This is a genomic window from Pseudomonas sp. FP215 (assembly GCF_030687795.1).
GTDB lineage: Bacteria > Pseudomonadota > Gammaproteobacteria > Pseudomonadales > Pseudomonadaceae > Aquipseudomonas > Aquipseudomonas salmasensis.
This window is the reverse complement of record NZ_CP117447.1, coordinates 5,611,806-5,624,675: the sequence shown is the minus strand read 5'-3', so window position 1 is coordinate 5,624,675 and position 12,870 is coordinate 5,611,806. Positions and strand designations below refer to the sequence as shown.

Here is a 12,870-nt window from a genome sequence, read left to right as displayed (position 1 = left end):
TTCGCCCGTCAGCTGATTGGGTGCTCAATACGATGCCTGGCAGCGGTTATCTGTCACATCAATGAGTGCTTGAGTGGCCCTGCCCTAGGAAGGAAACCCTGTTATGCGCCTGAGTACCAGCGCTATTGCGCTTGTTGCCTCACTGCTGGTCAACCCTGGGGTGCATGCCTCCGAACTGCCGCAACGCTGGGTCAGTGCCGGCGGCGCGCTGTCGGAATGGGTGACGGCCCTGGGCGGTGAGTCGAAGTTGGTGGGGGTGGACACCACCAGTCAGCATCCGGCGTCGCTCAAGGCCTTGCCGAGCATTGGTTACCAGCGGCAGTTGTCGGCCGAAGGCATTCTCAGCCTGCGCCCGAAAATCCTTGTGGGTACGGAGGAAATGGGGCCGCCGCCGGTGCTGGCACAGATTCGCAACGCCGGGGTGCAGGTGGATATGTTCTCGGCCCAGCCGGATTTGCCCACGCTCAAAAGCAACCTTGAACACCTGGGGAAACTGCTCGGCAGTGAGGCTAAGGCTGATGCCTTGTTTGCCGGGTATGAACAGGCGCTGGCACAGCAGAAAAACTGGGTGGCCAAGGCCCAGGCTACGCAAAAGGCTCCACGCGTGCTGTTGCTGCTCGGTCATGCCGGTGGCAAGCCGCTGATCGCGGGCAAGGACACGGCCGCTGATTGGATGTTGCAGCAGGCTGGGGGGCGTAATCTCGCCACGCATGTGGGCTATAAACCGTTTTCGGTGGAATCGCTGGCGGGTTTGAGCCCTGAGGTGCTGGTGTTTGCCGATCGCGCCCTGAGCGGGGACGCGGCGCGTGCCGCCTTGTTCAAGGAAAATCCGATCCTTGCCTCTACGCCGGCAGCCAAGAGCGGCCGCGTCTTTGAGCTGGATCCGACCTTGCTGGTAGGCGGCCTGGGGCCTCGATTGCCGCAAAGCCTGGAGAAACTGTCTGCCGGTTTTTATCCGTCCCAGCCTAAGCCTGCGCCATGACCACTCTGGTTAAGCCAAAAACGCTGTTTATCGGGCTGTCGCTGCTGTGTGTATTGGCGATCTGGCTTTCATTGGCACTGGGGCCGGTCAGCCTGCCGTTAGTGGACACGCTCAGGGCTGCGCTAAAACTGATGGGCGTTCCGATAGAGGCCCAGGGGTTGGAGCAGGCAGAGTTGATCCTGGGGCAGATTCGCCTGCCGCGTACCCTGTTGGGGCTGGCGGTCGGCGGTGTGCTGGCATTGTCGGGTGTGGCGATGCAGGGGTTGTTCCGCAACCCGCTGGCCGACCCTGGCTTGGTCGGTGTGTCCAGCGGTGCCGCGCTGGGAGCGGCGGTGGCGATTGTCGGTGGCTCGTTCTTTGGCGGGCTGCCGGATGCCTTCGGGCCATACCTGTTGTCGCTGTGTGCATTCCTTGGTGGCTTGGGCGTCACGGCGCTGGTCTATCGGCTGGGGCGTCGCAATGGCCAGACCAATGTCGCGACGATGTTGCTTGCCGGTATCGCGCTGACGGCCCTGGCCGGTTCTGCGGTGGGGCTCTTTACCTATTTGGCTGACGACGCCACCTTGCGCACGCTGACGTTCTGGAACCTGGGCAGCCTCAATGGCGCAAACTACTCGCGGTTGTGGCCCTTGCTGCTGGTGAGTGCGGGCGTGGCGCTGTGGTTGCCGCGCCGGGCCAAGGCGCTGAACGCGCTGCTGTTGGGTGAGTCTGAGGCCAATCATCTGGGTATTGATGTTGAAAGGCTCAAGCGTGAGCTGGTGTTCTGTACGGCTTTAGGTGTTGGCGCTGCAGTGGCGGCGGCGGGCATGATTGGTTTTGTCGGGTTGGTGGTACCCCATCTGGTGCGGTTGCTGGCGGGGCCGGATCATCGGGTGTTGTTACCGGCCTCGGTGTTGGCTGGCGCCAGTTTGCTGTTGTTTGCAGACCTGGTGGCGCGCCTGGCGTTGGCGCCGGCGGAACTGCCGATTGGTATTGTCACTGCGTTTATCGGTGCGCCGTTTTTCCTCTATTTATTATTACGAGGGCGCGCCTGATGTTGCGGGTAGAAGCGTTGCAGATCCGGCGCGGTGGGAAAACCGTGCTGGCCGATATCACCTTGGACCTATTGCCAGGCGAAGTGCTGGGCGTTCTGGGCCCCAATGGCGCCGGCAAAAGTACCTTGCTTGGGGCGCTGTGCGGGGAGTTGCAGCCGGATCAGGGCAAGGTCTGGCTGGATCAGCAGGCGCTCAAGCACATGACCGGCGCGCAGCGTGCCCAGCGCCTGGCGGTGCTGCCACAATCTTCCACCCTGGATTTTGCTTTTCGTGTCGAAGAGGTGGTGGGCATGGGTCGCTTGCCTCATCAGACCGGGCGAGTGCGCGACGACGAAATCATCAGCGCGGCCCTGCAAGCGGCGGATGTGGGCCACCTGAGTGGCCGCAGTTACCTGGCGTTGTCCGGCGGCGAGCGGCAACGTGTGCACCTGGCGCGGGTATTGGCACAGTTATGGCCGGGTGAAGCGGGGCAGACATTGTTGCTGGATGAACCCACGTCGATGCTCGACCCTCTGCACCAACACACCACCTTGCAAGCTATCCGACATTTCGCCGACAGAGGCGCTGCGGTGCTGGTCATCCTGCATGACTTGAACCTGGCAGCGCGTTACTGCGACCGGATTCTATTGCTGGAAAACGGCCGCCCCCACGCGTTGGATACGCCCTCCAAAGTCCTGCAACCTGAGCCGCTCAAGGCTGTATTTGGTCTGGATGTGCTGGTTCAGCCGCATCCGGAGCGTGGGCATCCGCTGATCATTGCGCGCTGAGGCCGGTTAATTCACGGGCAAAAAAAGACCCGGCAAGAGCCGGGTCAAATAACCGTGATTAGCCTGATGAGGAGATAATCTGAGAGTCCGAACCAATGGTCTTTCAGTTATCGGCTGATCTCGCGACCAGTTGTGATAATCATAACGATTATCATTTGAGAGTCAATATTTGTTTTTCTGCCTCATCCAGTTTTCTCAAACGCTCGTTTGTAATGCCCGTAAACATTGGGTTTGAGTGCCGCTCTAGTTCTTCTGATGCACTGAAATCGCTTCCAACTGACGGTTCAAGGCCTCCTTGCGCTCCGCGGGTATGTCGTTCCAGTGCACATCCATCAATGCCCCTTCAATCGCATACAGCAGAACCTTCGAGGCTCGAAACCCGCGCGTGCGCACGGCTCGGTAGGCATCGACCGCCCCCAGCCGACGCAAGTCGGACGCGCTGTGGATGCCCACCGCATGCAGCCACTGCGCTGACGTCTTGCCAAGGTTTTTCAGGTGTTGCAGCTCATCGTTCATCAAGCCTCCTTGCGTTGGCTGAATGGTGCGGTGGGTGTCGTGACCAGGCAGCCTGAAAATGAGTGTAGCGCTCAGTAGGAAAAGCGTGGTTCTTTGGTCAGGAAGGGCTGAAAAGCTTATAAGAATGGCGCGACGGCGCTCGCTCGCAGGCAGGCGCAAAGCGCCCGCCAGGCGGGGATGTGGTCAGCACGCGGTGTGTGGGGTTACTTGGTGCGGTAGCGCAGGCGAGTACCGAAATTGACCGACATGAGTATTTCGTCAGCCGTGAGTTCTGGCGGGAAATAAGCACCCGAAATCTGCGCATGGGCCAGGCTGGCGCCTTCCAGTGAGCAGCCACGCAAGTCCAGGCCGCGCAGGTCGGCAGAGCGAAAATAGGCGTCGGTGAAGTCAATACCGGTGGCGTTCAGGTCGCGCAGGTCCAGCCCGCGAAAGTCACCACCGCGCATATCGATGGTGCCGCCTTCAGGACGTTCCTGGTTGAAACCGCGAATGTCGTCCTTGTGCAGGAGGGCGTAGAGCGGGGTATCAAGAAGCTTGGGCTGACTCATGATCGCGACTCTGGCTGGCGTTATGGAGCCAGTATAGTGCCACTATCGCGAGGTCGCGCGCCGAAGACGGCGACGCGACCAAGAAATATTTCTTACAGGCCCGGCAGGCGCTGGCGGATATGCCCGACCAAGGCGTCGAGCGTCCCGCTTTCATTGGTCTCCACACGCTTGCTCAACAACAACTCCTCGGCGGTCAGCGGGTCACGACTGGCTTGTTGCTCTTCGATAACGGCCAGCGTGGCGTCGGAAGGATCGTTTTTATCCGCCTGGCGTTGTGCCAACCAACTGGTGATAACGGCTTGCGGGGCGTTGCAGTCCAGGATCAGGAACGGCGCCCCAGTGGCTTCGGCAACCTGAGCGGCGGCGTCACGCTGTGCGCGTTTCAGGAACGTGGCATCCAGCACCACCGGGTAGCCGGCGCGCAGCACAGTCTCGGCAATCTCATTCAGGCGTGCGTAGGTGGCAGCGCTGGCATCCTGATTGTAGATGCCGGCCTGCAGGGTGTTCTCTACCTGCTGTTCGCCAAACAGGCGCTTGCGCTCTACATCCGAACGCAGGCGTACCGCGCCCAGGGCTTCGACCAGGCGCATGGCCACGTGGCTCTTGCCCACGGCTGACACACCGTGGGTAATTGCCAGGAAGCGCGAGGGAATGGTGCTGTAGCTTTCCGCCAGGTTGGCGTAGTTGCGGTATTGGCGCAGGGTGGTAGCGCGTTGTACCGGGTTGGCTTCGCTCGGCATGCTGAACAGCGCAACCTTGGCGCGCACCAGCGCACGGTAGGCTTTATAGAAGTTCAGCAGTTCCAGGCCCTGGTAGTCACCGGTCAGTTCCAGATACTGGCTGATAAAACGCCGTGCCAGGCATTTGAGGCCGCGATCTTCCAGGTCCATGGCCAAAAAGGCGGTGTCGGCGTACACGTCGGTAAAGCGGAAAGGCTCGTTGAACTCGATGCAGTCGAAGATCACCACGCGGCCATCGATCAGGGTGGCGTTGCCCAGGTGGATATCGCCGTGGCATTCACGGGTATAGCCCTCTAGCTTGCGCTGGGAAAGCAGAGGCTTGAGGCGTTCGAAGCTGCTTTCGGCCCAGGCTTGCAGAGCCTCCAGTTGCGTCAGGTCGGCCTTGTCGCTGAGGAACGGGCGGATCTGGTCAAAGTTCTGGCGTACCGGCGCCATTACTTCCTGCGGCGTGCCGGCCGGGTGATCTTGCGAAACTTGGGGGGCGCTGAGGTGGAACTGGGCAATCTGCTTGGCCATCTCATCGATGTGCGCACTGGTCAGTTCGCCGTTGGCTTGCAGCGTGCTGAGCATCTGGCTTTGCGGGAACTGACGCATTTTCAGCGCGTACTCGATGGCCGGGCCGTCGCCACCCAGTTGCGGCGCCTCGGCAGTGCCGGTAATCGGCAACACTTCAAGATACAAATCTTCGGTCAGGCGCTGGTTGAGGCGCAGTTCCTCGCGGCAGAAATGCCCGCGGTCGTCCATATTGGTGAAGTCCAGGAAGCCGAAGTTCATCGGTTTCTTCAGCTTATATGCATAGGGGCCCGTCAGTATCACCCAGGAAATATGGGTCTCGATGACTTGAAACGCGTCAACCGGATGAGGGTACAAGGCCGGGTTTTGCAGGGCAGCGATCAGGGTCTGGCTCACGGGCGATCCTTCAAAGTCTGGGGAAAATCATGGGGGGCATTATGGCTGCTGATGCCAGTCGTGCAAACCGCTGTCCGGCTCATGTTGATCATCAATAAAGTGCGTATAATCCGCCGCCATGACTCGAACCCGATCTCCCCGTTCCCGTAAAAAACCTCCTTCCCGCGGCCCGCGCCCTTGGCTGGGCTGGGTGATCAAGCTTGGCCTGGTGGGCCTTGTGGCAGTCGCCGGCCTTGCGGTGTACCTCGATGCCGTGGTGCAGGAAAAATTCTCCGGCAAGCGCTGGACCATTCCGGCCAAGGTGTATGCACGCCCGCTGGAACTGTTCTCTGGCCAGAAGCTCAGCAAGGAAGACTTCCTCACCGAACTCGACGCGCTGGGCTACCGCCGCGAACCTGTGAGCAATGGCCCCGGCGCTGCGGCGGTCAGCGGTAATACCGTCGACCTGAACACCCGTGGTTTCCAGTTCTACGAAGGCCTGGAAAAAGCCCAGCCGGTGCGCGTGCGTTTCTCTGGCGACTATGTGGCTGAGCTGTCGTCGCTCAATGGCTCCAAGCTGCCGGTGGTGCGTCTTGAACCGTTGCTGATCGGCGGTATTTACCCGAAAAACCTTGAAGATCGCATCCTGATCAAGCTCGATCAGGTGCCGCCGTACCTGCTGGAAACCCTGGTCGCTGTCGAAGACCGCGATTTCTATAGCCACTGGGGTGTCTCGCCGAAGTCGATCGCCCGCGCTATCTGGGTCAACACCTCCGGCGGCAAGATGACCCAGGGCGGCAGTACGTTGACGCAACAATTGGTCAAGAACTTCTACCTGACCAACGAACGCAGCCTCACCCGTAAACTCACCGAAGCCATGATGGCGATGTTGCTGGAGCTGCATTACAGCAAGCAGGAAATCCTCGAGGCCTACCTCAACGAGGTATTCGTCGGGCAGGATGGCCAGCGCGCCGTGCACGGTTTCGGCCTGGCCAGCCAGTTCTTCTTCGGGCAGCCGTTGTCCGAGTTGAAGTTGCATCAGGTCGCGTTGCTGGTGGGGATGGTGAAGGGGCCGTCCTATTACAACCCGCGCCGCAACCCGGAGCGTGCGCTTGAACGTCGCAACCTGGTGCTCGATGTGCTGGAACAGCAGGGCGTCGCCACCGCTGAACAGGTGGCCGCTGCGAAGAAAATGCCACTGGGTGTGACCACCCGCGGCAAGCTGGCGGATAGCTCATTCCCCGGCTTTATCGACCTGGTCAAGCGCCAGTTGCGTGAAGACTACCGCGACGAAGACTTGACCGAAGAGGGCCTGCGGATCTTCACCAGCTTCGACCCCATCCTGCAGATGAAGGCCGAAGCGTCGGTCAACGACACCTTCAAGCGCCTGACCGGCCGTAAAGGTTCGGATGAAGTCGAAGCAGCCATGGTCGTGACCAACCCGGAAACCGGCGAAGTCCAGGCCATGATCGGCAGCCGCCAGGCCAGTTTCGCCGGTTTCAACCGCGCACTGGATGCCGTGCGGCCGATTGGCTCGCTGGTCAAGCCCGCGGTCTACCTCACAGCACTGGAAAAACCCAGCAAGTACACGCTAACCAGTTGGCTGTCCGATGACCCGCTGTCGGTCAAAGGTGCGGATGGCCAGGTGTGGACCCCCAAGAACTTCGACCGCCGCTCCCATGGCACGGTGTTCCTGTATCAAGGGTTGGCGCATTCCTACAACATCTCGACCTCGCGCCTGGGGCTTGAGGTCGGTGTGCCAAATGTCCTGAAAACCATAGCGCGACTGGGGGTGGAGCGTGAGTTCCCTGCATTCCCATCCATGCTTTTGGGCGCTGCGGCCATGACGCCGATGGAAGTGACCACCATGTACCAGACCCTGGCCAATGGTGGCTTCAATACGCCGATGCGCGGTATTCGCAGTGTGCTGACCGCCGATGGCGAGCCGCTCAAGCGCTACCCGTTCCAGATTCAGCAGCGCTTCGATGCGGGCTCCATTTACCTGATCCAGAACGCCATGCAGCGCGTGATGCGTGAGGGTACGGGGCGTTCGGTCTACAGCGTGCTGCCGTCGAACCTGACCCTGGCGGGCAAGACCGGTACCAGTAACGACTCCCGCGACAGCTGGTTCGCAGGGTTCGGCCAGGATGTACTGGCCGTGGTGTGGCTGGGGCGCGACGATAACGGCAAGACGCCGTTCACCGGTGCGACCGGCGCGTTGCAGGTATGGACCAGTTTCATGCGCAAGGCTGACCCGTTGCCGCTCAACATGCCGCAGCCGGACAATATCGTGCAGGCCTGGATTGATCCGCACACCGGCCAAGGCTCCGATGCCAACTGTCCGGGCGCGGTGCAGATGCCGTATATTCGCGGCAGCGAACCACCACCCGGCCCTGCGTGCGGTGGCAGTGCCCCTGCTGACGCGGATTCGGTGATGGATTGGGTCAAGGGCTGGATGAATTAAGCAAAGAGGGTTTCAAGTGAACAAGTTGTGGATTCCAGCAATTACGGCTCTGGCTTTGCTCGGCGGTTGCTCCAGCGTGCAGCGCGGCTCTATCCCTGTGGTGGACTCAAGCACGTCCGTCTCCAATAACGACCGCATTTCGGCCAATGGCGGCTTCCGTCAGACCGTGGTCAAACGGCCTGCCCAAGCTGCAACCCAGGCAATTCCCCAGGATTCCGGCGTCGTGGTGATGGTGCCCGGCAGTGGGGCTGCAACCTCGGCGCCTATCAGTGCCGAGCCATGGACCCCTGGCCCGAGCACTTCCGGGCCGGTGAACTCCACGCCGATTCAAACCGCGCCGGTCAACCAAGGCACCTACAACATGCCTTCGACGCCGAGCGGTATTCCGTCATCGTCCAATACGGGCGGGTTGTCGGCAGACGAACAACTCGATGGCCCGGTGCTGGCGTTGCTCACCACCGCTCAGCAGCAGCAGGCGGGTGGCGATTTGAATGGCGCCTCGTCGAGCCTTGAACGTGCCCAGCGCGTGGCGCCGCGTGAGCCGCAAGTGCTCTATCGCCTGGCCCAGGTGCGCATGGCCCAGGGCGATGCGCCCCAGGCGGAGCAGTTCGCTCGTCGCGGCCTGAGCCTGGCCAATGGCCGTCCAGACCTGCAAGCCAGCCTGTGGGCCTTGATCGGTGATGCACGTGCCGCCCAAGGGGATGCAGCCGGTGCAGCCCAGGCGCGGCAAAAAGCCAAGGTCAGCCTCTGATGGATGCACGTTTCCCCGCGATTGCCGAGCAGTTATTGCTGATCGAGCGCGAACTGCGCGTGCAGGGCTGGTGGGATGAAGTCTCCCCCAGTGTTGAAGCCCTCAGCAGTGCCGAGCCCTTTTCCGTCGATACCCTAGACTTCCACCAGTGGCTGCAATGGATCTTCCTCTCACGTATGAAGCAGATCCTTGAACAGGACCTGCCCTTGCCGAGTGCGTCAGGGATCCTGGAAATGGCCGAGATGGTCTACGCCGACCGACCGCGGGAGAGCCTCGGCTTGCGTAACGCGCTGAAAAAGTTCGATCAATTGATCGTCGACGCTCGTTAATTGCCTGACTGCCGGTTTTTCCGGCAGTCTTGCGCACATTTCTACCGCTTGACGACATTCAGGCGAGTTTTATCCCTCCTCAAAGCCCTTTCTTCTACGTTCTCATGCGCTTAGTTGGAAAAAAGCGCAATTATTGCTTGACTTGAAGGGCGTGAAACAGAAGAATCCAAAGTCCGCTGTATCGGGACTGCCAGAAGCAGGCCCGCTCAGCAGATCATGAGGCGCACATCCGCGCCGACCTGTAACACCCGCAACGCGTTACCTCGCGCTGGGTGGGAAAAGCCCGCAATACTTGGGACGATCCCAATACTTGCTCAGTCAGTGCTGACGTAGTCGGCGACCACCGTCGCTCATGCTCTGTTGAGAAGTAAACCTATTAAGACCCGTCGGTTTTTAACGGACGGTATTCTGGCGTTTTAGAGGTGAACAACGTGGAGCTTTTATCTGGCGGTGAGATGCTCGTCCGCTTTTTGCGTGACGAAGGCGTCGACTATATCTACGGGTACCCAGGTGGTGCTCTGCTGCATGTCTACGACGCACTGTTCAAGGAACCGGCTGTTACCCACATCCTGGTTCGCCACGAACAGGCCGCGACCCATATGGCTGACGGTTACGCCCGTGCCACCGGTAAAGCCGGCGTGGTACTGGTAACGTCTGGCCCAGGCGCAACCAATGCCATTACCGGCATCGCGACTGCCTATATGGACTCCATTCCGATGGTAATCATCTCTGGCCAGGTGCCTAGCACCATGGTCGGTACCGATGCATTCCAGGAAACCGACATGATCGGTATTTCCCGGCCGATCGTGAAACACAGCTTCATGATCAAGCATCCTTCGGAAATCCCGGATGTCATGAAAAAGGCGTTCTACCTCGCTCAGTCCGGTCGCCCGGGCCCGGTGGTGGTCGATATCCCGAAAGACATGACCAACCCGGCCGAGAAGTTCGAATACGTCTTCCCGAAAAAAGCCAAGCTGCGTTCCTACAGCCCGGCCGTGCGTGGGCACTCGGGGCAAATCCGCAAGGCAGCAGAAATGCTCCTGGCGGCCAAGCGCCCGGTGCTGTACTCCGGCGGTGGCGTGATTCTGGGCGGCGGTTCCGCTCCGTTGACCGAACTGGCCAAGTTGCTCAACCTGCCGGTGACCAACACCCTGATGGGCCTCGGCGCATTCCCGGGTTCGGACCGTCAGTTCGTCGGCATGCTCGGTATGCACGGCAGCTACACCGCCAACCTCACCATGCACCACGCCGATGTGATCCTGGCCGTGGGCGCACGGTTCGATGACCGGGTGATCAACGGTGCGAGCAAGTTCTGCCCGAATGCCAAGATCATCCACATCGACATCGACCCGGCGTCCATCTCCAAGACCATCAAGGCCGATGTGCCAATCGTGGGTCCTGTAGAGAGCGTACTGACCGAAATGGTCGCTGCACTCAAGGACATCGGCGAAACGCCGAACAAGGAATCCGTTGCCAGCTGGTGGAAGCAGATCGACGAATGGCGCGGTGATCGCGGCCTGTTCCCTTATGACAAGGGCGACGGCAGCATCATCAAGCCGCAAACCGTGATCGAAACCCTGTGCGAAGTGACCAAGGGCGACGCCTTTGTGACCTCCGACGTAGGCCAGCACCAGATGTTCGCGGCGCAGTACTACAAGTTCGACAAGCCTAACCGCTGGATCAACTCCGGTGGCCTGGGCACGATGGGCTTTGGTTTCCCTGCGGCCATGGGTGTGAAGCTGAGCTTCCCGGATGCCGACGTTGCCTGTGTGACGGGCGAAGGCAGCATCCAGATGAACATCCAGGAACTGTCGACGTGCCTGCAGTACGGCCTTCCGGTGAAGATCGTCTGCTTGAACAACGGCGTACTGGGCATGGTTCGTCAGTGGCAGGACATGAGCTACGGCAGCCGTCACTCCCATTCCTACATGGAATCGTTGCCAGACTTCGTCAAATTGGTTGAAGCCTATGGCCACGTCGGCATTCGTATCAACGATCTGAAAGATCTGAAGCCGAAAATGGAAGAGGCGTTCGCCATGAAGGACCGCCTGGTGTTCATCGATATTCAGGTGGATACCAGCGAGCACGTCTACCCGATGCAGATCAAAGACGGCTCTATGCGCGACATGTGGCTGAACAAGACGGAGCGTACTTAATCATGCGGCATATTATCTCCCTGCTTCTGGAGAACGAACCCGGCGCTCTGTCTCGTGTTGTCGGCCTGTTTTCGCAACGCAACTACAACATCGAAAGCCTGACCGTGGCCCCAACCGAAGACCCGACCCTGTCGCGCCTGACGTTGACCACCGTGGGCCACGATGAGGTGATCGAGCAGATCACCAAGAACCTCAACAAGCTGATCGAAGTGGTCAAGCTGGTCGACTTGTCGGAAAGCGCTCACATCGAGCGCGAACTGATGCTGGTCAAGGTCAAGGCCACGGGTGCCCAACGTGCCGAGATCAAACGCACTACCGATATTTATCGCGGGCAGATCGTCGATGTGAGCGCCAGCGTTTATACCGTTCAACTGACCGGTACCAGCGACAAACTGGACAGCTTCATCCAGTCGATCGGGACGGCCTCGATTCTGGAAACCGTACGCAGTGGTGTCACCGGGATTGCCCGTGGCGACAAAGTACTCAGCATCTAACCCAATTAGCGAATGGCCTTACGGCCTGGATATATAGAGGAACCTCATGAAAGTTTATTACGATAAAGATTGTGACCTGTCGATCATCCAGGGCAAGAAAGTCGCCATCATCGGCTACGGTTCCCAGGGCCACGCCCAAGCGTGCAACCTGAAAGATTCCGGCGTTGACGTGACTGTTGGCCTGCGTAAAGGCTCGGCCACTGTTGCCAAGGCTGAAGCTCATGGCCTGAAAGTGACTGACGTTGCTTCTGCTGTTGCGGCTGCCGACCTGGTCATGATCCTGACCCCGGACGAGTTCCAGTCCTCGCTGTACAAGAACGAAATCGAGCCGAACATCAAGAAGGGCGCCACCCTGGCCTTCTCCCACGGCTTCGCGATTCACTACAACCAGGTTGTGCCACGCGCTGACCTCGACGTGATCATGATCGCGCCGAAAGCACCGGGCCACACCGTGCGTTCCGAGTTCGTCAAAGGCGGCGGTATCCCTGACCTGATCGCGATCTACCAGGACGCGTCGGGCAATGCCAAGAACGTTGCACTGTCCTACGCTGCTGGCGTAGGTGGCGGTCGTACCGGCATCATCGAAACCACTTTCAAGGACGAGACCGAAACCGACCTGTTCGGCGAACAAGCCGTTCTGTGCGGTGGTACCGTTGAGCTGGTAAAAGCTGGTTTCGAAACCCTGGTTGAAGCTGGCTACGCGCCGGAAATGGCCTACTTCGAATGCCTGCACGAACTGAAGCTGATCGTTGACCTCATGTACGAAGGCGGCATCGCCAACATGAACTACTCGATCTCCAACAACGCCGAATACGGCGAGTACGTGACTGGCCCTGAAGTAATCAACGCCGAGTCCCGCCAGGCCATGCGCAACGCCCTGAAACGTATTCAGGACGGCGAATACGCCAAAATGTTCATCAGCGAAGGCGCTACCGGCTACCCTTCGATGACCGCCAAGCGCCGTAACAACGCCGCTCACGGTATCGAAGTCATCGGCGAGCAACTGCGCTCCATGATGCCGTGGATCGGTGCCAACAAGATCGTCGACAAAGCCAAGAACTAAGTCGAACGCATCAAGGGAAAACGCGGCTTAGGCCGCGTTTTTTCGTTTGGAGGGCCGGTTCTGGTATAAAGCTGCATCGTTTGCAGGCGAACACTCGCTGCAAGTATCTGTCGAATTTTTTTCACACCGTTGCAAGGT

Annotated in this window: 12 protein-coding genes; 9 read left to right on the top strand and 3 right to left on the bottom strand. The window is 59.7% G+C overall.

All coding sequences use genetic code 11. The features are described 5' to 3' along the window. Positions 1-103: 103 nt before the first annotated feature. Genes PSH76_RS25500 through PSH76_RS25490 form a run of 3 tightly spaced genes read left to right on the top strand, consistent with a single transcriptional unit; the run spans position 104 to position 2,783 of the window. The gene (locus PSH76_RS25500) at positions 104-982 is read left to right on the top strand and encodes a hemin ABC transporter substrate-binding protein (protein ID WP_305493099.1); all 879 of its coding nucleotides are present in this window, start codon (positions 104-106) and stop codon (positions 980-982) included. Then, on the top strand, positions 979-2,016 hold the full coding sequence (locus PSH76_RS25495; RefSeq protein ID WP_032895292.1) for an iron ABC transporter permease: 1,038 nt from the start codon (positions 979-981) through the stop codon (positions 2,014-2,016). Before PSH76_RS25500 ends, PSH76_RS25495 begins: the two co-directional genes overlap by 4 nt. Further along, the gene (locus PSH76_RS25490) at positions 2,016-2,783 is read left to right on the top strand and encodes a heme ABC transporter ATP-binding protein (protein WP_047711787.1); all 768 of its coding nucleotides are present in this window, start codon (positions 2,016-2,018) and stop codon (positions 2,781-2,783) included. The genes PSH76_RS25495 and PSH76_RS25490 overlap by 1 nt, the downstream gene beginning before the upstream one ends. Before the next feature lie 243 nt (positions 2,784-3,026). Here PSH76_RS25490 and PSH76_RS25485 read toward each other — a convergent pair whose 3' ends face one another. From PSH76_RS25485 to PSH76_RS25475, 3 genes are all read right to left on the bottom strand, one after another. Beyond that, positions 3,027-3,299, bottom strand: a complete 273-nt coding sequence (locus PSH76_RS25485) for a TfoX/Sxy family protein (protein WP_044268551.1) — start codon at positions 3,297-3,299, stop codon at positions 3,027-3,029. Between the two features lie 203 nt (positions 3,300-3,502). After that, positions 3,503-3,847 (bottom strand): pentapeptide repeat-containing protein, encoded by a 345-nt coding sequence (locus PSH76_RS25480; RefSeq protein ID WP_138761966.1) that lies wholly within the window; start codon positions 3,845-3,847, stop codon positions 3,503-3,505. Positions 3,848-3,939: 92 nt separating this feature from the next. Beyond that, positions 3,940-5,496, bottom strand: coding sequence for a bifunctional aminoglycoside phosphotransferase/ATP-binding protein (locus PSH76_RS25475; protein ID WP_305493098.1), 1,557 nt, complete (start codon positions 5,494-5,496; stop codon positions 3,940-3,942). Positions 5,497-5,614: 118 nt separating this feature from the next. On the opposite strand from PSH76_RS25475, the gene mrcB reads away from it, so the two are divergent. The 6 genes from mrcB (at position 5,615) to ilvC (ending at position 12,732) form a co-directional block, all read left to right on the top strand. Continuing rightward, complete coding sequence (gene mrcB, locus PSH76_RS25470) at positions 5,615-7,939, top strand: penicillin-binding protein 1B (protein WP_032895297.1); 2,325 nt, start codon at positions 5,615-5,617, stop codon at positions 7,937-7,939. Positions 7,940-7,955: 16 nt separating this feature from the next. Continuing rightward, positions 7,956-8,690 carry a M48 family metallopeptidase gene (locus PSH76_RS25465; protein ID WP_069558114.1) on the top strand — a complete coding sequence of 245 codons (735 nt, stop codon included), beginning with the start codon at positions 7,956-7,958 and terminating at the stop codon, positions 8,688-8,690. Further along, complete coding sequence (locus PSH76_RS25460; protein ID WP_098950361.1) at positions 8,690-9,019, top strand: YqcC family protein; 330 nt, start codon at positions 8,690-8,692, stop codon at positions 9,017-9,019. The genes PSH76_RS25465 and PSH76_RS25460 overlap by 1 nt, the downstream gene beginning before the upstream one ends. A gap of 431 nt (positions 9,020-9,450) precedes the next feature. Continuing rightward, positions 9,451-11,175 (top strand): acetolactate synthase 3 large subunit, encoded by a 1,725-nt coding sequence (locus PSH76_RS25455; protein ID WP_003194133.1) that lies wholly within the window; start codon positions 9,451-9,453, stop codon positions 11,173-11,175. A 2-nt stretch (positions 11,176-11,177) separates the two neighbouring features. After that, complete coding sequence (gene ilvN / locus PSH76_RS25450) at positions 11,178-11,669, top strand: acetolactate synthase small subunit (RefSeq protein WP_003176102.1); 492 nt, start codon at positions 11,178-11,180, stop codon at positions 11,667-11,669. Between the two features lie 46 nt (positions 11,670-11,715). Further along, on the top strand, positions 11,716-12,732 hold the full coding sequence (gene ilvC, locus PSH76_RS25445; protein WP_003194132.1) for a ketol-acid reductoisomerase: 1,017 nt from the start codon (positions 11,716-11,718) through the stop codon (positions 12,730-12,732). The last annotated feature ends 138 nt before the right edge of the window (positions 12,733-12,870 follow it).